This window comes from Leeuwenhoekiella obamensis, from assembly GCF_055391795.1.
The window spans coordinates 170214-190499 of record NZ_AP029251.1 but is presented as its reverse complement, the minus strand read 5'-3'; the positions used below and the strand labels follow the sequence as shown (position 1 = coordinate 190499).

15 protein-coding genes are annotated in these 20286 nt (G+C 38.4%); 6 read left to right on the top strand and 9 right to left on the bottom strand.

The window, feature by feature from the left end; all coding sequences use genetic code 11:
- The first annotated feature begins 3 nt into the window (after positions 1–3).
- Positions 4–1461 (top strand): RagB/SusD family nutrient uptake outer membrane protein, encoded by a 1458-nt coding sequence (locus ACZ5L8_RS00860; RefSeq protein ID WP_464439051.1) that lies wholly within the window; start codon positions 4–6, stop codon positions 1459–1461.
- 133 nt (positions 1462–1594) lie between these two features.
- The gene (gene rlmB, locus ACZ5L8_RS00855) at positions 1595–2326 is read left to right on the top strand and encodes a 23S rRNA (guanosine(2251)-2'-O)-methyltransferase RlmB (RefSeq protein WP_464439049.1); all 732 of its coding nucleotides are present in this window, start codon (positions 1595–1597) and stop codon (positions 2324–2326) included.
- Here rlmB and ACZ5L8_RS00850 read toward each other — a convergent pair.
- A complete protein-coding gene (locus ACZ5L8_RS00850) occupies positions 2323–3027 on the bottom strand; it encodes a rhomboid family intramembrane serine protease (RefSeq protein WP_464439047.1) in 705 nt (234 codons plus the stop codon). The genes rlmB and ACZ5L8_RS00850 overlap by 4 nt on opposite strands.
- Before the next feature lie 84 nt (positions 3028–3111).
- Here ACZ5L8_RS00850 and ACZ5L8_RS00845 point away from each other — a divergent pair, with 84 nt between their 5' ends.
- Positions 3112–4389: a replication-associated recombination protein A gene (locus ACZ5L8_RS00845; RefSeq protein WP_464439046.1), complete on the top strand. Its 1278-nt coding sequence runs from the start codon at positions 3112–3114 to the stop codon at positions 4387–4389.
- Here the strand turns inward: ACZ5L8_RS00845 and ACZ5L8_RS00840 are convergent.
- The 6 genes from ACZ5L8_RS00840 to radC form a co-directional block, all read right to left on the bottom strand.
- Positions 4386–5261: a hypothetical protein gene (locus ACZ5L8_RS00840; protein WP_464439045.1), complete on the bottom strand. Its 876-nt coding sequence runs from the start codon at positions 5259–5261 to the stop codon at positions 4386–4388. The genes ACZ5L8_RS00845 and ACZ5L8_RS00840 overlap by 4 nt on opposite strands.
- 9 nt (positions 5262–5270) lie before the next feature.
- Positions 5271–6629, bottom strand: a complete 1359-nt coding sequence (locus ACZ5L8_RS00835; RefSeq protein ID WP_464439043.1) for a DUF5723 family protein — start codon at positions 6627–6629, stop codon at positions 5271–5273.
- On the bottom strand, positions 6626–7174 hold the full coding sequence (locus tag ACZ5L8_RS00830; RefSeq protein ID WP_464439041.1) for a hypothetical protein: 549 nt from the start codon (positions 7172–7174) through the stop codon (positions 6626–6628). The genes ACZ5L8_RS00835 and ACZ5L8_RS00830 overlap by 4 nt, the downstream gene beginning before the upstream one ends.
- Before the next feature lie 76 nt (positions 7175–7250).
- The gene (locus ACZ5L8_RS00825) at positions 7251–7943 is read right to left on the bottom strand and encodes a YjjG family noncanonical pyrimidine nucleotidase (protein WP_464439039.1); all 693 of its coding nucleotides are present in this window, start codon (positions 7941–7943) and stop codon (positions 7251–7253) included.
- The gene (locus ACZ5L8_RS00820; protein WP_464439037.1) at positions 7936–9240 is read right to left on the bottom strand and encodes a polysaccharide deacetylase family protein; all 1305 of its coding nucleotides are present in this window, start codon (positions 9238–9240) and stop codon (positions 7936–7938) included. Before ACZ5L8_RS00820 ends, ACZ5L8_RS00825 begins: the two co-directional genes overlap by 8 nt.
- 26 nt (positions 9241–9266) lie before the next feature.
- Complete coding sequence (gene radC, locus ACZ5L8_RS00815; RefSeq protein ID WP_464439036.1) at positions 9267–9965, bottom strand: RadC family protein; 699 nt, start codon at positions 9963–9965, stop codon at positions 9267–9269.
- A 63-nt stretch (positions 9966–10028) separates the two neighbouring features.
- Between radC and ACZ5L8_RS00810 the strand changes: the two genes are divergently transcribed.
- The gene (locus ACZ5L8_RS00810) at positions 10029–10472 is read left to right on the top strand and encodes a DUF1569 domain-containing protein (protein ID WP_464439035.1); all 444 of its coding nucleotides are present in this window, start codon (positions 10029–10031) and stop codon (positions 10470–10472) included.
- The gene (locus ACZ5L8_RS00805) at positions 10469–11092 is read left to right on the top strand and encodes an FMN-binding negative transcriptional regulator (RefSeq protein ID WP_464439034.1); all 624 of its coding nucleotides are present in this window, start codon (positions 10469–10471) and stop codon (positions 11090–11092) included. Before ACZ5L8_RS00810 ends, ACZ5L8_RS00805 begins: the two co-directional genes overlap by 4 nt.
- Here ACZ5L8_RS00805 and ACZ5L8_RS00800 read toward each other — a convergent pair.
- The gene (locus ACZ5L8_RS00800) at positions 11089–12441 is read right to left on the bottom strand and encodes a UDP-N-acetylmuramate--L-alanine ligase (protein WP_464439033.1); all 1353 of its coding nucleotides are present in this window, start codon (positions 12439–12441) and stop codon (positions 11089–11091) included. The genes ACZ5L8_RS00805 and ACZ5L8_RS00800 overlap by 4 nt on opposite strands.
- A gap of 155 nt (positions 12442–12596) precedes the next feature.
- The gene (locus ACZ5L8_RS00795; RefSeq protein WP_464439032.1) at positions 12597–13556 is read right to left on the bottom strand and encodes a tetratricopeptide repeat protein; all 960 of its coding nucleotides are present in this window, start codon (positions 13554–13556) and stop codon (positions 12597–12599) included.
- 108 nt (positions 13557–13664) lie between these two features.
- On the opposite strand from ACZ5L8_RS00795, the gene ACZ5L8_RS00790 reads away from it, so the two are divergent.
- The gene (locus ACZ5L8_RS00790) at positions 13665–20285 is read left to right on the top strand and encodes an alpha-2-macroglobulin family protein (protein ID WP_464439031.1); all 6621 of its coding nucleotides are present in this window, start codon (positions 13665–13667) and stop codon (positions 20283–20285) included.
- Position 20286 lies beyond the last annotated feature (1 nt).

Sequence of the window (20286 nt, the reverse complement as noted above, 5' to 3'; positions counted from 1 at the left end):
ATTATGAAAAGAAAAATTAATTTATTGCTTAAAACGCTAGCAGTCTTTTCTTTGCTAGCAGCATTTTCATGTGATCTACAAACTGATCTGGAGGTAGAGAACCTAGAAAATCCAAATGACGAGATCTTAACATCAGATCCTGTTGCATTACAATCTAAAGCAGCAACAATTTTTAAGAACTGGTACATGTCTACCACTTCTACAGTTGCTCCTGGATTTGCCTTCAACACCATGGCTGATGTATCTTCATGTTCATGGGGTAACTTTGGTATGAGAGACCTTTCAAGTGAGCCACGTGTTGCATTCAATAACACTGTATCTTACGGTAATGATGTGACTAACTCTTACTTTAACTCTCTTTATTCTGTATTGTTTGACTCAAACACTCTAGTTGCTGCTTATGAAGCAGGAACTGAGTTTGACAACCCAGCATTGATAGCTTCAATAGGTAAATTTGGTCAAGCATTAGCTATAGGTTATAATGCTCTTGTATTTGATCAAGTTTGGGTATCAGACGAGACTGGACCTATAGGTGAAGGTTCTTCTGATTATAAAACTGCAATGGACTTTGCTTTAACTAAACTAGATGAAGCTATCGCAATTGCAGAAGGAAACTCTTTTAACGTTCCAACAGAGTGGATGCCTGGAAACTCATTCAGCAGCGCTCAATTTGCTAAATTAATGAGAAGTTTCGGTGCTCGTTTTATGGTTATGAGTCCTCGTAACAGCACTGAGAAAGCAGCAATTGACTGGAATAGAGTAAAGAATTATGCAGAAAATGGTGTAACAGCAGATTTTAACATCCTACATGATGATGTAAACTGGTACGACCTTTTCAAGACATATCTAGTGTATCCAGGATGGGCTAGAACAGATCTTTATGTAATTAGTTTAATGGATTCTAGCTATCCAGACTACTGGCCTGATGGAGCTACAATTCTTCCAGAAGCAAACTCTTCAGACGCTAGACTAGCGAGCGACTTCCAATATCTGGATAGTCAAAGCTTTAGACCAGAGCGTGGTACATATCACTATAGCTCTTACCGTTACTCAAGATGGGATGAGTACATTTCAGAATGGACAATCCCTACGGTAGAATTAGCCCTTGCAGAAAATGAAATGTATCTGGCTGAAGCATACCTTAATCTTAACAGAGCTGGTGATGCTGCTGCTGTAATTAATGCTGGTACGCGTGTTACAAGAGGTCAATTAGCACCTGTAAGCAGTACTCCTGCTGATGTTGCAGACGCAATTCACTATGAAAGAATCGTTGAGTTAGGAGTATCTTCAATGGGGTTATCTTTCTTTGAAATGAGAGGTCTTGACCTGCTTCAATCTGGCACTCTATTACACTTCCCAGTTCCTGGAAAAGCGTTAGAGGCTATACCTGCTGAAAACTACACTTTTGGTGGTTCTTCAGGTGAAGCTGGTACAGATTACTCAACTGGAGGTTGGAGATAATCTCAAAACAAGCATAAAGAATTAAGCCACCTTCGGGTGGCTTTTTTCATTTAAGAGTAGCTTTCGCGAAAGCGATACAAACATATTTTATACCCACTTTAAAACCTGTCACAAGAAAACGTACTTTTGCAGCATGAAAAAATCTCAAATTTACGGTACAAGAGCGATCATCGAAGCGATTAATGCAGATGAGGATATTGATAAGATCTTTATTCAAAAGGATCAAAGCAACCCTCTTACTAAGCAATTAGAAGGTGTCGCTAATGCTAAAGGAATCCAGATTTCTTATGTGCCTGTACAAAAGTTAAACCGACTTACTAAAGAGAATCATCAAGGTGCTGTTGCGCAGATCTCTCCCGTAACTTTGCAAGATTTTGACACCGTGGTTAACAGCGTTCTTGAAAAAGACAAACCTGCGCTTTTTCTTATTCTTGATCAGTTGTCTGATGTCAGGAATTTTGGAGCAATTGTTCGTACTGCAGAGTGTACTGGCGTTGATGCGATCATCATCCCAAAAACCGGCTCTGCTCCTATTACAGACGACGCGATAAAAACTTCTGCAGGCGCCATTTTTAATATGCCTATTTGCAAAGTAGATCATGTTAAGGACGCAATATTTTACCTTCAAGGTTCTGGCGTGCAAATCGTGGCCGCTACAGAAAAGACAGAAGACAACCTGTATGACACAGACTTTAAACTTCCTACCGCCCTGGTTATGGGTAGCGAGGACAAAGGTGTTAGCCCAGGAGTTCTTAAAATGGTCGACAAAAAGGCAAAACTACCTATGTACGGTAACATCAGTTCGCTTAACGTTTCGGTTGCTTGTGGCGCATTTTTATATGAGGTTGTGAGACAACGCTTCTAGTCGAGCTTTTCTTCCTCGATCTCATCGTCTTCTGGCAGATCTATAAAATTTCCATCTGCATCAAACTGCTTTAAAAAAGGATCATTTTCTTCATCAAAATCTTCCTTTTCCCACTCGTATTTTTTCGGGGCGGCTATTTTTTGCCTTACGGCGAAAGCTAATATCAAACCAACAATAAAGCCTGAAAGATGTCCTTCCCAACTCATACTGGGATCTAATGGCATCGTTCCCCAAACGAGACTACCGTAAATAAAAACAACGATCAAGGAAAGCGCCGTGAGTCTATAATGTTTTGACCAGATCCCTTTAAAAAAAAGGAAAGAAGCCAAACCATAAACCACTCCGCTGGCACCTATGTGATAAGACGGTCTCGCCACAATCCATGTTAAAAGACCACCACCTATGGCTATAAAAAATAGAACTCGCCAGGCAACTTTTCTATAAAAATAAAATAGTGCCGCAGTCAAGGCTAATATTGGTATGCTGTTATTGAACAAATGCTTTAAACTCCCATGAATGAAAGGCGAAAAAAGCACTCCCTGTAAACCAGAAAATCGTCGTGGATAAATACCACTTGGCGTAAAATTGAGATTAAACCTGATCTCTAGCCAAAAGACGATCCACATGAGCATCACAAAGATCAAGGGATAGATCACTACTCCTTGATAAAATTGAAACTCCTGATTTTGGTGGTTTTTCATAATGATGTAGTATCAATTTTATTTCCAAAAAAAGATTTCTGCCCCATTGTCAGCAGGGCAAATAAATTATAATAATTTTGAAACATGAATGCACCATTAGCAGAGAGGCTGAGGCCAAAAAAACTAGAAGATTACTTAAGTCAAGAACACTTGATCGGGAAGAATGGAGCTTTGACGCAAGCCATAAAAAGCGGCGTTGTTCCTTCTATTATTTTCTGGGGACCTCCTGGTGTGGGGAAAACAACGTTAGCAAACATTGTTGCAGAAGAATCTAAAAGGCCATTTTATACACTTAGTGCGATAAACAGCGGTGTTAAAGATGTTCGCGAGGTTATTGAAAAAGCAAAATCATCTGGCGGACTATTTACGCAGAAAAATCCGTTGTTGTTTATTGATGAGATACACCGTTTCAGTAAATCACAGCAAGATTCACTTTTAGGCGCAGTAGAGAAAGGCTGGGTAACACTTATAGGCGCAACTACTGAGAATCCTAGCTTTGAGGTTATTCCCGCACTCTTGTCACGCTGTCAGGTTTATGTTCTTAAACCTTTCTCTGCAGACGACCTTAAAAATTTATTGAAGCGCGCTATCAATGAGGATACCGTTTTAGGGAAGAAAAATATTGAGTTAAAAGAAACCGAAGCGTTACTTAGATTAAGCGGTGGCGACGCTAGAAAACTACTTAATATCTTTGAGCTCATCGTTACTACTGAAAGCACTAACGATGTTGTTGTCACTAATGAAATGGTACAGAAGAAAGTGCAGCGCAACACCGTACTTTATGATAAGACTGGTGAGCAACATTATGATATAATATCGGCGTTCATTAAAAGTATTAGAGGAAGCGACCCCAATGCTGCTGTTTATTGGTTAGCCAGAATGATAGAAGGTGGTGAAGATCTTAAATTCATTGCGCGAAGACTTATCATTCTCGCTTCAGAAGATGTGGGTAATGCAAATCCTACAGCGCTTGTGATCGCAAACAATACATTCACTGCTGTGAATACCATTGGATTTCCAGAAGCGAGAATAATTTTAAGTCAATGTGTGGTTTATTTGGCTACTTCGCCAAAAAGCAATGCTTCGTACATGGCAATTAATCACGCACAGCAGTTAGTTAAACAAACTGGCGATCTTCCTGTTCCTTTGCATTTAAGAAATGCACCTACAAAACTCATGAAAGAATTGGGTTATGGTAAAGAATATAAATATTCTCATAACGGAGAAGGCAACTTTACTGAGCAAGAATATCTACCCAGCAAAATTGCCAATCATAAATTATACGAACCCGGAAACAATGCTAGAGAAGAGAATTTGCGTAAATTCTTAAAGCATAAATGGGGCGATAAGTACAGCTATTAGTTTGATGGATTGAAGGTCATTTTTACAAGACCTTCTACACCTTTAACCTCACGCTCTATAATAAAGTTTTCACCCTCTTTTCTTCCTACTCCGCTAAACTCTGATGTGGTGATTAGATAAACACCTCCTGAAGTTTTTAGGGCTGTTCCTATTTTATTACCGGCTTCTATCACGTTAAAACCATTTGCTGTAGGTTCAAGTTTGTAGCTTCCGTCAGCGCTTACAAAAGTGGTTGATTTTACCTCAACACTTTCAGCTGCTTTATCTTCTACAACCTCAACAACAGTGGGTTTAGGTATTGAAGAAACCACGACTTCTTTTGGCGCCCCAGCCTTATTATTATCAATTTTAGTCTCTGTTACTTTTACCACTTTCTCCTCAGTCTCTTCTATCTCATCAGACTTGATATCTGCCATTGTGATGATCTCATTGCTGTATGTAAACCCAAGATCAAGTTCTTCTAGCTTCTCAAAAGAATCTCTAAAGGCATCTTGATAACCGCGCTTATAATCTTTAATTCTACTTCTTCCTTCGGGTAGTTGAAAAACGATTTTACCCTTGCAATCTTTTAAATTGATCTGGGTTTTGAACGTAAGAAATCCGCTTGTTTCAACATCTGCGTAAAGCGTATTACAGCCATTTACATTCATACTTCCCGGAGTTTCTGCTGTATTTAAATAAGCGTTGAAACCATATTTTCTAAAAAGAAAAACCATGAAACTATTAAGGTCATGCTCACCAGCTGATTTTTGAAACCCAAATTGACTAGGAACGATCACATAATCATATCCTTCTAATTCTTCAACCTGCGCATGAGAAACAGTCGCGGTGAATAGAAAAGCCAACAGAAATACTACTTTATACTTGAACATATATGTGTTTTATTTTATGATTTGAAGTCCTAACTGAAATCCTGCCGTATTAGCTTTTGCAAGATTTTCGGCAGCTAGTATATTATCTACTGCAATATAAAAATTAAATCCTTTAATATTTGTACTTGCCATCAGCCCAACATTCTTAAAACTATATTGATCTACAGTATACGTTACCTTACCGCGCAAGAAGTCAAAGATCTTTGTATCATAGTATGCCGTTAAACCGGCGTATGGTAAAACAGGCCTTTTAACGGCCGAAAAAAGAACACCCGCATGACTTTGAAAAGTCTTATTATCAGGCTGCAAACAATTACAGTCTTCTGGCTCACCCCAACCGTAATCTAGCGACGAATACAATTTTAAAGGTCGCAATGTCGTGTATGATTCTCCCGGTCTGTCACCATACTGTACCTGCTCTTCAAATTCTTTTTCAAAATCCTGCCAATACGGTCTATTATCATCTGCGGTAAAAACCGCCGGAAAAATAAGTTGGATACCGCTTGTGGAATAATCGCCTTCAAAATAATGTTCTTTAAGATCTGAACTATGCATCACAAAACCTAAATCAACTAAACTTCCTGTAAGTTTCCAGTTTCGATTTAATTGATAGGTAAATCCTAGATCTACGCCCACGCCTAGATTTCCGCTGAAAAGCATAGAAGCAGGACTGAAATTATCTACTCCAGAAGTCTGCAATACTAACTGCGCATTTATCAAATCGTGCCGATAGAAATTTTCTCCTTGAGGCGTTTCAAAAGTTGCAAACCAACCTTGATTATTCAGGCTATTGAAGTTTGCCATACTATTATACAATTTACCTCTTGCGCCTATTCTTAATTTATCTGAGACTTTTTTATTGATCCCAATATGAAAAACAGACAACACCTCACCGCGCAATCTGGCTTGCTCCAGACTAAAATATTCACCTATGCGATTTGCATTTCCTTCATAAGTAAGAATCCCTAGATCTTCTGGCCAATAAACAATCGCATCTGCCTCTTGATACCAACCTGCAGAAATATAATCGCCATTTTCCCTTCTCCACCCCAGACTTAGGATCTCTAACTTTTCATTTATGGCAAAATTATCTTTGTAACTCAGTTCGTAGATCTTTTCGCGAATGCGGTCATTAATTGTAGAATTAGCATCTTCTTTAAAAATATCATACGCCGTGAGGCCAGTGATTCCGGCGGAAGCCGAAATACCAGAAAGCAAAGGAATCCCAAAATGTTTGTCTTTTGTAAATTCTGCTCCAGGGTTAAGCATCAGTGTTTGCGGTAGATCATCCACACCATACAACTGTTTTATCTGGGCTTGGCTGTAGCCAAAAACAAAAAGCAAAACTAAAAATGCGCCTATTCTCATTGGTCAAAAAGCATTTTATAGTAAGCCTTAGATCTAAAATCCAGATTACCCTCAATGGATTGACCGTCTTGCGTGAGATCTACTGAAACTTCTAGTTTTATAGATCGCTTAAACTGCTGAAGCTCTGCTTGCGTGAGCGTATCTACAAAACGTGTAGTGACGACGCTTCCATCTGCACTGCCATCTACATCAAATTGAAAGGAATACATCTCCTGATTCGCTCTGTTTAAAAATCGAGCACGATTTGTAAAAGACTGCTGAAAGGTGTTTTGATATTCCATCTCAATGGCCAATTCAACCAGATTTTCTTGTATGAATTGATCGTCTAAGAATTCAAGATTGGTACTCTCAGTCACTGTAGAATTTACAACCACATCGTTGTCAACGTCTACAAAATTTGAAGTAGTGAGATTGAAGTAAACGAGATCTGTGACAAATTCATTTTCTAGATAGACCTCTTCTGCTTGATCAAAATCTACATCCTTAACGCAAGAAATGGCAATAATGCAAACAGCAAGGACATGCAATAATATCCTGGGCTTCATGATTTAGGGGTTTATGAAGTTCTCTTAAAAAACGGACAGAAATTAGCATTAGTATAATCTGCCGTGCTGGTAAAAGTTAAATAAATTCTCGCAAGGCGCTTAATTCACTGATTGTAAGTATAGATTCATCAAGATCTGCTTTGTGATAATTAAAACATATTGCGCGCATTCCCACATCCAGAGCGCCCACAATATCAGCTTCATAGGTGTCGCCTACCATTACGCTTTCGCTGAAATGCGCACCGGCTTTATGCATTGCTTCTTTAAAGATCTTAGGATCTGGTTTTTTGACACCGGCAGATTCGCTTGTGGTCACTGTTTTAAAGAATTTATCAATACCAGAATTCTTCAGTTTAAGATGCTGTACTTCCTCAAAACCATTTGTTATAATGTGTAACTCATAGTTTTTATCGAGCTCTTCAAGTATTTCAAGTGCATTGTCAAACAGGTTGTTGTGCAATGGCAAATGATCTATATAATCGTCAGAAAGCCTATTGATCAGATGGTCGTCTATTTCGCGTCTCAGCGCCTTAAAAGCTTTGCTCAATCTTCCATAACGCAACTGCTCCTTTGTAACACGAGCCTCGCGGTACATCTTCCAGTATTCATTATTGATCGGGATATAAACTTCAAGAAAATCGTCTACCGTAACATCTATTCTATTCTTCTCAAAAATAGATTGAAATGCAAGCGCACTGTTTTTATCAAAATCCCACAGTGTGTGATCCAGATCAAAAAATATATGTTTTACTCCCGTAAGCTTATTCATGAACTAATTGTCTAAAAAATTGTTTCCACTGCCCCTCGTCTTCTCCTTTACCCGTGAAAGATTTATTCTTAAAACTGAAAATAAAATGCCCCTTCAATTGCTTCACAACTTCAAACATCTCAAGAAAAACATCCAGTTCTTTATTAAGATCCTTTTCCTTAAGCATATGACTTTCAAAAACACCACTCTGCGCACAAACGGGATGAACCATTAATGGCATAGGACTTTCGTAATCCAGATCATAAAACAAAAATGGCGTGCAAGTACTTGCTCTAAAGCCCAGCGTATCTGGATAACCCATGCTGTAATCATTATAAGCCTCTTGCGCGACCATTTCACGATAGTGTAATGGCAAAGAAGTCATGTGGCTTGTACATCGCACAGATTCTAGCGGTTTGTTTGTAATGCTGGTGATGCGCTGTTTTTCTACCTTGAGTTGTCTTGCGCTATATAACGCTTCACGCGAAAGCAACAATCCGATGTCTGAGTAGTCCCCCACGATCTTTATCAATTCGCGATACGCCTTCTTGTTGAAGCGAATATTCTTAGTAAAAGTTGAATAATCGCCCAATTGAAAGAAATAAATAAACTTGCGCTTAGCATGCTTCTGAATATTGATCAACCAGCTGAACGTATCATAAGGATCCTTCCTAAGACCGAAACCTACCTTTAACCTCAACAAAAGTCTAGAAAACTTCAGCCCAAAAATATCTTGAGCGATTCCGCCTAGCTTGCGCATAATTCCCGTAGCGTAAAAATCATAAGCCTGCTCTACATCAATAAGAGCACGCATATCATACTCTTTATCTGGCCAGATAAAATGAGGATACGCCTCTGTAAGTACAGCTTTAAATCGCATCGCCCAGATATCAATTACCGGCCGATGCAAAAACTTATGTTGATGCGCTAAACTTTCATCTGCAGGAAATCTGCCATGCGCGTCTTTAACATGCGGCAGATATTCTTCATACCTGCTCAACAATACGAATGCAGCGGCAAAAATATCATAAGGAATCACGCTCTTAAGACCAGCAGCAAAAAAACAAGGAACATCATCCCAGTCTTGCACATTGACTTCAAAGTCTGTAATGCCTTGTTCAAAAAGTACTTCCTGACTTTTAATATGTATCTCTTTACCTAGCGGTTTTGTAGTGTAAGAAAGCTTAAGCCCGTCGTGAACTATAAACTCATCTACAGCGGTGGTATATTTTACCGGCACACCTAAAATACCTGTACAGATCTGCTTAAAGGTATAACGCAGCCGCGGCGTGATTTTGTGAGTATAGACTAAGAGCATAAAATATCTTTGCTTTTGCAAAGCTACTAGATAAGAGCTTCATCTGCGAAACTAAAATAGGTCTTTTCAGTAACAATAATATGATCTAGTAAACGGATGTCAAGACTCTTTGCTGCTTGCTTGATCTTGTCTGTGATCTTAATGTCTTCTTGGCTAGGTTTTAATGTTCCCGCTGGGTGATTATGCGCAAGAACCATTGTTGTAGAACCTATTTCTAAAGCGCGCCGCATAATAATTCTCACATCCACAATTGTAGAGGTCATCCCACCACGACTTACTTGATAAAGATTAAGCACTTTATTAGCATGATTAAGATAGATGATCCAGAATTCTTCATGCGGAAGATCGCCTATCACTGGCTGTAAAATCTCAAAAGCCATCTTACTGCTAGAGATCTTTTTCTTTTCCATAGCTTCTTCAGAGCGGCGACGTCGCCCTAGCTCTAATGCGGCAGCAATTGTCACGGCCTTTGCCTCACCTATTCCCTTAAATTTCATGAGTTGTTTAACCTCAAGTTTACCCAGCTCATTAAGATTATTATTTACTGAGGCAAGCACTCTTTGGCCAAGAGCCACAGCGCTCTCATTTCTACTTCCAGAGCCTAGTAAAATGGCTAGAAGTTCTGAGTTACTCAACGCCATACGTCCCTTTTGCAGGAGCTTCTCGCGTGGGCGATCATCCAGAGACCAGTTTTTTATTGAGAGTTTATCGACGTCTTGTGACATTGTATGACTTTCAATAAAAATAAAAAATGTATTTTTAAAAACACCATAACCAACTGAATTTCAATGAAAAATATCTTCAATCAATCAGCTCATAATGAAATTGTTGAACGTATAAATAGGCTTTCGCCAAATAGCTCCGCACAGTGGGGAAAAATGTCTGTAAGCCAGATGTTGCATCACTGCCAGAAGCCTTTTGAGATTTTTACTGATGATAATGATTTTGGCTTAAAGCCAATGAAAATCATACAGTGGTTCTTTAAAAAGACGTTGTATAATGACAAACCTTGGCGCAAAGGATTGCCTACGGCTCCTGATTTTGTAGTGAAGGATGATCGTGATTTTGAGAAAGAAAAGGAGATTTTATTAGAACGCATTGAAGCATTTAGAGCGCTACAAGGCAGCAGAAAAGTGTATGATCATCCGGCTTTTGGTAAATTTACCGAGGAGCAAATAGGCCAGATGAGTTACAAACATCTGGATCATCATTTAACGCAGTTTGGCGAATGAAATACCCACCGCAGCATCATCAGGAAGCGAATTTTGAGAACATTATAAATACGATCAAGACATTTCCGCTGGCGACAGTAATTAGTGTTAGAGATGGCAAACCGCTCATTACGCATTTGCCGGTAGTTTATGAAGCTAATGACGGCTTAGGAAAATTGATCGCGCATATTGATAGAGTTAATCCGCAGTGTGAATTGCTTCAAGATGACAATTTGTGCACGGTGATCTTTAATGGGCCAGACACGTATATTTCACCTAGTATTTACACAACCTCTCAACTGCCTACGTACAATTACATCAAAGTTCATCTTGAAGGAAAATGCACAGCCATCACCAAAACTGAAGATGTAAAAAAGTCAATGGTAAAAATGACTGAATTTTTAGAAGGTGATGCGCAAAAATTCAAATTAGACATCAATGATGAGCGTATGGATAAATACGTAAATTACATCATGGGGTTTGAGATCGAGATCACATCCTGGGAAGGAAAATACAAACTAAGCCAAGATAAGTCTACTCCAGATTTTGACCAAGCACGTGAAGCGCTTTTGCATAACCATCAATCAAAAATGCAAAACTACCTAGACGCGATCTACGCCCAACACTCTACAAAAAACTAAAGAATTTGCTTAACCTCATCAAAGTTGAGGCCACCATAGTTACCACTACTCATCAAGAGAATTGAGGCATTTTTTGGCTTTAAGCCAAATAAATATTCTTTAAAATCTTCTGGTTTTGTGAAGATGATCAGGTCTTCACGTTCAAAAGCGTTTGCGATTTGCTCTTTTGTAATGTGATCTAACTTCTTGATCTCAACCGCTTCTGGAGAATAAAAAACTACAGCTTCTTCAGCAGCATCAAGCGCGCCCTTGTATTGTTTTAAGAATTCGGCATTGAGACTGCTGTATGTATGCAACTCTAGGCAAGCATATAATTTGCGATCTGGATATTGATCTTTAACCGCCTCTGTAGTTGCCTTTACCTTAGATGGTGAATGCGCAAAATCTTTATAAGCCACATTGCTGGCGGTCTCACCTATTTTTTCAAGACGTTTTGAAGCGCCTTCAAAGGTGGCAATAGCTTCATAAAAATCATCTTCATCAACGCCCATGTGTTGACAGATCCATTTGGCTCCAGCCAAATTATTAAGATTATGCTTCCCAAAAACAGCGATAGGCATTGGACCTTCTGGAGTTTCTATTAGCGTTTCTCCATTTTCTACCGTGAACTCTGGAGTTGTATATCCATGTTTACGCGTTGGTCCTTCGGCGGCTTCTGCGATGCGTTTTACCTCAGCGTCTTCTTCATTATACACTAGAATTCCGCCAGGAGTTATGCTATTTGCGAAAACCTCAAATTGCTCTACATAATTTTCCCAAGTAGGAAAAACATTGATGTGATCCCACGCAATACCGCTTATTAAAGCGATCTGTGGTTGGTACAGGTGAAATTTTGGGCGACGGTCAATAGGCGAAGACAAATACTCATCTCCTTCTAATAAAATAAAATCATTCTCATCTGTAAGATGCACCATATTATCAAAGCCAGCCAACTGTGCTCCTACCATAAAATCTACCTCGCGATCGTGATAATGCAACACATGCAAGATCATAGAAGTGATCGTGGTTTTACCATGAGAACCGCCAATAACAACACGCGTTTTATCTCTAGATTGCTCGTATAAAAACTCAGGATACGAATAGATCTTAACGCCCAGTTCTTGCGCTTGCAACAACTCTGGATTGTCTGGTTTTGCATGCATACCTAGGATCACAGCATCAAGATCTGTGGTGATCTTTTCAGGGAACCAACCAAAATTCTCTGGCAACAAACCTTTGTTTGCTAACCTTGATCTTGATGGTTCAAAGATCGTATCATCACTTCCTGTGATCTCATATCCTTTATCATATAGAGCGATCGCAAGATTATGCATCGCACTTCCTCCTATGGCAATAAAATGAATTTTCATATGCTGTGTCTTCTGGGCACGAATTTAGGCAATGCCCATGAATGATTGAAGTATTTTAATATCGCTTTCGCGAAAGGGATTGCAGCGGCATCCTTTGTGAGTGCAGCGAGCAAAGATATAGCATAAAGCCCGGTGCCTTGGCATTCGCCCAAAACTTACATTCGCTGAATTTTATCTTTCTCCTCTAGCGCTTGTTCAAAGTCTGGCCTGTCATTAAGCGCGAGCTCTATGTAATATTTTGCACTGGTTTTGTCGCCAAGATTCCTGTAGATCTGCGCCATGCGGTAATACGCCCAGTCTACCGGCACGCCATCACGCACGGTGTGATTCTTCACGTAGCGCTTTAAGCTACTTATACCTAGTTCTGCCTCCATATTATACTCGGCAGCGATCTTGCCTATCTGGTAATTCGTCTGATTGCGTTTATGCAGTTTTAGAGAAGTTGACGCTGTTTGTATCGCTTCTTTGGGCTGATCATTTTTCTCATAATGTTCTGACAGCTTCTCATACGTATGCGGCGATTTACCTATTGCAACCGCCTTTTTATAAAACCGTTCTGCATCTTCTTTGCGGTCGCTTTCTTCTGCGATGTAGCCTTTTGCGAGATACCCATCAACGGCAGAAATTTTCTCTAGTTCGTCTGCATAATGCAGTGCTTTTTTCTCGCTACCACCTACAATTCCCGGAAGTTGCATGTATAACTCTACCAGTGCCCAGCGGGTGTCAATGTGTTTAGGATCAAGTTCTGCGGCTTTAGTAAAATGCTCTTTAATATCATCTATCATCGTCAGGGCACGCAGCTTGTTGATCTCAAGCGCTTTCATACCCATTGAACCGCCGTATTTAAAGTGATATGTAGCATTTTTAGGGTCATGCTCCACAAGCTTCTCATAATAGTCTATCGCCGTGTCCCAATCTTTAGAATATCCAGCGATATCGCCAAGATATTCCTGCGTTTTTATATCTGTAGGATGTGATCTTAAATACTGTTGAAAAATGGGTTTTGCCTTTTCAAACTGTTCTTTTTTAAAGTAATCCTCAGCTTTTTTATAGTCGGTATTTTGGCTTAAAGCCAAAAAAGGAAAAAGCATTAGCAGTACAAAAAGGTTTTTCATAGGATTTTCATTTTGGCCTAAATCTAAACAAAAAATGGGCCATTACTTATTCTTAATAGTTAACTTAACCGATCGTGTTCTATTTAAGTATAAATCTACCATTTACACATGAAACATCATCTACTGGTATTGCTGTTCTTTTTTTCTCTTTTTGGCTATAGCCAAAACAACAATTACACTCAAAAATGGCAAGTTATTGATTCTCTAGAAGTCAATAAACAAATCACCTCTGCCATTGATCTTGTGGATGCCATTATACAACGCAGTGAACGCAAAAATGATCATGTAAATTATCTAAAAGCAAAAATATATAGGTGGAAATTTCTGCAGATAACACAAGAAAACAGCACAGATTTAATCGTAAAAGAGCTCAATAAAACGATCGCTGATTTTCCACAGCCTTATAAATCTATTGCACAAACGTATAAGGCTAAATGGCTTTTTGATTTTTATAAAAATAACCGTTATAAAATTAGCGGTAGAACACAAGTTGATGATGATGTTATTGAAGATATTGAGCTTTGGGATGTTCCCTATTTTTTACGTGAAATTAGAGCGACTTTTGATTTGGCTTTAAGCCAAAAGAAAATGCTTCAAAAATATCCTGTTGATGATTATGATGAACTTCTAGATGCTGCTTCCTTAGGCCGAAAATTTAGACCTACGCTTTATGATCTAATTATTCATGAGGCATTAGATTTTTATGATAATGATTTTTACTATGTAACAAGACCAGAAAATCTGTTTGTCTTAGATGATCCAGATTTATTTGGAGATAGTAAAACATTTACTTCGCTGAAATTTAAAACTATAGACAGCATTTATTCTAAATTGAATGTGCTCAAAACCTATCAAGAACTAGAACAAAATTATCAAAGTAAGGATGAGCAAATCCTTGTGTATAATGAATTAGAGCGATTAAAATTTGTTTATCAAAATTACAAAGATGACACTGACGATAAATGGGATCTATACAGAAGGGCTTTAGAAAATTTACGATCAAAGTTGCATAACAGACCTGCAAGCGCAATGGTTTTAAATGAACTCGCACGATCCTATTACAGCTTATCTGATAAAAAATTAGAAAGTGAGGATTATGAATCTTCTGATTATGGCCAAGAAGAAATAGATAGATTAAGCGAAATTGAGTACGGAAAGTATCTTTTAAAATATCCTGATTACCGCAAAAAAGCCGAAGAGATAGCAGAGATCATCATAAATGAATTTCCTGACACACAATATGACCAAGAAGCATCATCAATTCTTGCGATGATCAATGATGTTCAACTAAGCCTAAAAACCCAAGAAAGACTATCAGAAAATCAAAAAGGAAGAATATACATTGAGTATAAAAACATAGACTCACTTCAACTGTCAATCTACAAGATCACAAATGATGCTGAGCGTTTGCTTAATCCTGTTTCAATAACAGACTCTACTCTTCAAACAATTCTAAAAAGAAAACCCAACGTTACGCATACATATCTCTTACCAAAGAACGAAGACCTGAATATGCACAGTGTAGAATTTATGTATGATGGCTTACCGTTAGGTGAGTATTTTCTATTTGCTAGCGGACCAAAATTGTGGTCAAAGGATAAATTTTCATTTTCAAAAATCAGAGTTACAAATCTTGATGCCGCAGTCGTAGAGCATCAAGGGTATGAGAATTTTTATGTTGTAGATTCTAAAACAGGCGAACCTCAAAAAGATGTTGAAGTTTCTATTTTTAAATACGCTGGTGATAACACACCTTATTTTAAAGGGTATACGTTCTCTAATGGTGAAATACCAGTTCCTAAATTCAATAGTTTCTCGAGAGCTAGAAATGTAAAATTTAAAAATGGAGAAGATACTAATGTGCTCTCCTTTTATGCCGGACGTAAATACTATGACGAAGAAAAAGAAGATGAGATAGAGACAGATTCTGTAGCACGCGGTGTGGTCTATCTAGATCGCGCTATCTATCGCCCAGGACAAACAGTATATTTTAAAGGAATTCTGCTCTTAAAACTTGGCAAAGAGACATCTGTTGTGCCTAATGAATATGTTACCATATTTGTGGACGATGCCAATGGAAACGAGATTCAAGAAATACGTTTAAAGACTAACGACTATGGATCTGTTTCTGGCGAATTCACTTTACCCACATCAGGACCTACAGGAGAATTTGATATTTATCTTGATGAAGATTATGAAGTGGATAGCACGTTCTGGGATACTGTTTGGGATTTTGATTATAAAGAGACAACCTTCAGCGTTGAAGAGTATAAACGCCCCACATTTGAAGTGAATTTTGATGAGATCACTGCAACATATTCTCCGGGAGATAGTGTTACAATTACAGGTAAGGCAGAATCTCTCATGGGCGCTAATTTATCAGACGTTCCTGTAGCATATTCTATCAATAGAGATAAGTATGAAGGGCTATGGCGCTACAACGCAACTGAAAAATCAAACATTAAAAACGATACCATTTTTACTAACAACGAGGGTAAGTTTGAAATAAAATTCGCAACCGTAGACAGTATTTCTTCTCAATACGGATATTACAATTACAGAATTAATGCATCAGTTACTGACGTAAGCGGAGAAACCCGCGAGGCTTCTACAAATTTCAATATTGGCAAGAACAACCTTAGCGTCAAACTTACCAACCCTTTACTCGTTAGAACAGATGAGAAACTGAACTTAGAAATAAGATCCACAAATCTCAATAACCAACCCACTAAAGCTAGCGGCACGCTTAAAATCTTCAAGAAAAAGTCTCCAGCTCGCGTCACAAATTCACGCCTATGGCCAGCTCCCGAAATACAAATGATAGATGAGCAGGCTTTCGCCAAAAATTTTCCGTCAGAACCATACTTCAATGAAGGTCAGTCTGAAAATTGGGAAAACGGCAAAGAAGTGTTTACAACGGATTTTGAAATTGATGGAAAGCTTATAAAAGAAATTGCTGTAGACAAATCATGGGCGTCAGGAAAATATGCTATCGAGGTTGAGCTTAATACAATGGGTGGCGCTTTCGCGGAAGCGAAAAAAGAATTCACCCTTATCAACCCCAAGGAAAATACATTACCCGATCATCAAACTTTTGCCATGAATGTCTTGACAAAAGACCCAGAACCTGGCAAAGACTTAAAGTTAGAGTTATTATCAGCCTACGACACACTAAACCTCAACCTCAAAGTATTTGACGCAAATGACATCGCTTATGAAGAAAATGTGCGTTTAGAAGGCAAAGAAATAGTAAATATCACACTGCCACAAACAAAGGAAGACAGATTAAAAATACAAGTTTATGGGTTGAAAGATGGTCAATGGATCACAGATCAAACATTTGTAAACTTCCCTAAAGAAGATGAACGATATCTTACCATTGCTACTAGAACGTTTAGAAACAAACTTCAACCAGGTCTAGATGAACAATGGAGTTTTGTAATAAAAGACGATGCAGGCAAAACTCCAAATGCTGAGATCTTAGCCTCTATGTATGATGCCTCTTTAGATCAATTTGTTACTGAAAACTGGGAGAGAAAAATAGATTTTGACGAGGATTACTATTATGGTCCAGATTTTCCAAATTTAAATAGTGAGCAGATTAGCTCTATTTACTTCAGGAAGAATTTCTCAGCCAGAACTAATGCCGTAAGCAGGATTTTTCAAAAGTTTGATAAGCTATACGACTTTGGATTTGACTTTGGCAATCCTGACTCATATCAATACAGGAATTATCTAAGCAAGATCGAGAAAAAACAAAAATTAACCGTTACAGGAAATACACGTGGTATTGTTACAGATGCAAATGGTTTGCCGTTACCCGGCGTAACTGTAATGATCAAAGGAACTTCTGTAGGAACTACAACAAATTTTGATGGTCAGTACGGCTTAAACACGAGTAAAGGAGATGTTTTAATATTTTCTTATGTAGGTTTTAAACAAATAGAATCTCAAGCAAATCAAGCTAATAACATGTACATAAAAATTAAAGAAGATTCTGCAAGTCTTGATGAAGTAGTTGTGATGGGTTATGGCAAACAAAAAAAGATATCGTTAACGGGTGCTGTCGCCACCGTAAGTGTTGAAAACAGTGCGCTTACTAGTATCTTAGAAGGAAGAGTCGCAGGAGTATCTATAGAAATGAATGATGATGAAGGCTCTCCAGGCTTAGCAAGCAATATTATCATCCGGGGTTCAGCAAGTCTTACTGCAAAAGAGCAGCCTCTTGTAATTATTGATGGTGTTCCTACAGAACTTAGCGCTTTAGATATAGACGCATCTCAAATAAGTTCAATGCAAATTTTAAAAGATGCATCTGCAACAGCGATTTATGGTTCTCGCGCTGCAAACGGTGTTCTAATAATTACAACAAATGCAGCGTTAGAAGAAGTAGCTAGTTTAGAAACAAGAAAGAATCTAAACGAAACTGCCTTTTTCCTTCCACATATTACTGCAAATAAAGATGGTGAGTTTAATATAAACTTCACCTCGCCTGAGTCTTTAACCAGATGGAAGTTAAGATTACTTGCTTACGATAAATCTTGGACAACAGGTTATTTAGAGAATACGGTTATCACCCAAAAAGAATTAAGCATTCAACCTAATATGCCGAGATTCTTCAGAGAAAATGACAAAATCACACTTAAAGCAAAAGTTACAAATCTTACTGATGACGCAATTAGCGGTGTGGCTCAATTACAGCTTTATAATGCGATCACCATGCAACGTATTGATCAAGAACTTTCAAACAATAATCCGAATGTAAATTTCAACATTGCGCAAAAAAACAACGCTTCTGTAAGTTGGAAAATTAGTATTCCAGAGAATGTTGAGGCGATTACTTATAAGGTTTTGGCGAAAGCCGGAAACTTCTCTGACGGCGAAGAAAGCAGTATCCCTGTTCTTAAAAATAGAATGCTCGTTACCGAGAGCATACCGCTATTTGTACGCGCCGGTGAAACTGAAAATTATGAATTTTCTAACCTGAAAAATAATACGAGCAGCACACTCACAAACCATAAGATCACGCTAGAGTATACCTCTAATCCTGTCTGGTATGCAATCAAATCACTACCCTACCTTATGGAGTTTCCGTATGAATGTGCTGAGCAAACCTTCGCACGTTTTTATGCAAATAGTATTGCGGCACATATCATGAATTCAAAACCAGAGATCAAAGATGTTTTTGAAAGCTGGAAGCAAAATGGAATTACAAAAAGTAACCTCGAGACGAATGAAGAGCTTAAGTCCACACTACTTGCGGAAACACCATGGGTGCGAGATGCCATGACGGAAGAAGAAAAACAGCAAAGGCTGGGCGAACTCTTTGACCTTGCGCGTTTGTCTCAGGCTAAAAGCGATATCAAAGCAAAGCTACAAGAACAACAATTAGACAATGGAGCTTTTTCTTGGTTTTCAGGTGGTCGCCCTAACAAATTTATAACTCGCCATATTTTGGCAGGACTTGGCCATATGAATCAATTAGGCCTAAACGTAAAAATGAATAAGATTGAAAATAGCGCAATAAAATATCTTGACAAAGACGTACTGAGCGCCTATAAAAACCATCTTAATAGCGACAGGAAAGAGGAAGAGTTTTACACGAGTCCGGCGCTTATGCATTACCTCTATGCGCGCTCATTCTTTCTTGACCGCAGACCGTTTAACGAAGAAATTCAAAACATCGCAAACAATGTTCTAGAGTTTCAAAAAGACAAATGGAACACCAATACAAACTACAATAATGCAATTCTTGCGCTGGTTGCAAACCGCATGGGTGATAAGGCTTTCGCCAAAAGCATCCTTACTGGACTTAAAGAAAGTGCAGTAGTTTCAGAAGAAAATGGTATGTATTGGAAAATAGGCGAAAACAGCTGGTGGTGGTATCAATCCCCAATTGAAACTCATGCGCTTATCATAGAAGCTTTCGCGGAAGCGACAAATGAAAAAGAAGTACTTGAAGAACTAAAGATCTGGTTACTTCAAAACAAAAGAATAAACAGCTGGGAAACCACAAAAGCTACAACCGAAGCTATCTATGCGTTATTGCTGCAAGGTGAAGACTGGCTTACAACTACAGATGACACTACAATAAAAATTGGCTCAGAAACCATCGACACTAAAAAACTAGCCGCTACCGACAAACAAGCAGGAACCGGATATATAAAAATCGATTGGGATAAAAATGAGGTTGATACAAACATGGCATCTATTTCTGTGAAAAATAAAAATGAGCATGCCGGGTATGGTGGAGTTTACTGGCAATATTTTGAAGATCTAGATAAGATCAAATCTGATAATGCGGGAAGCTTTAGCATTGACAAGAAAGTTTATCTCACTAAAAATTCAAGTACAGGTAAAAAGCTAGAAGAAATTAAAAGTGAAGAATCTATTAAAATAGGCGATCTAGTTACCATTAGAATGACCGTGAAATCTAATACCGATATGGAATTTATTCATATTAAGGATATGCGAGCAAGCGGTTTTGAACCCACGGATGTGATCTCTGAACATAAATTTCAGGATGGTACATCTTACTATCAAAGCACACGTGATGTTGCGACACATTTTTTCTTTGACTCACTTAAAAAGGGAACTTATGTTTTAGAATACACCATGCGTGCGAATAACGCAGGGACATTTAGCAACGGTATTACAACAATTGAAAATATGTATGCTCCAGAATTTTCAAGCCATACAAAAGGGATTCGTCTGGAGATAAAAGAGTAAG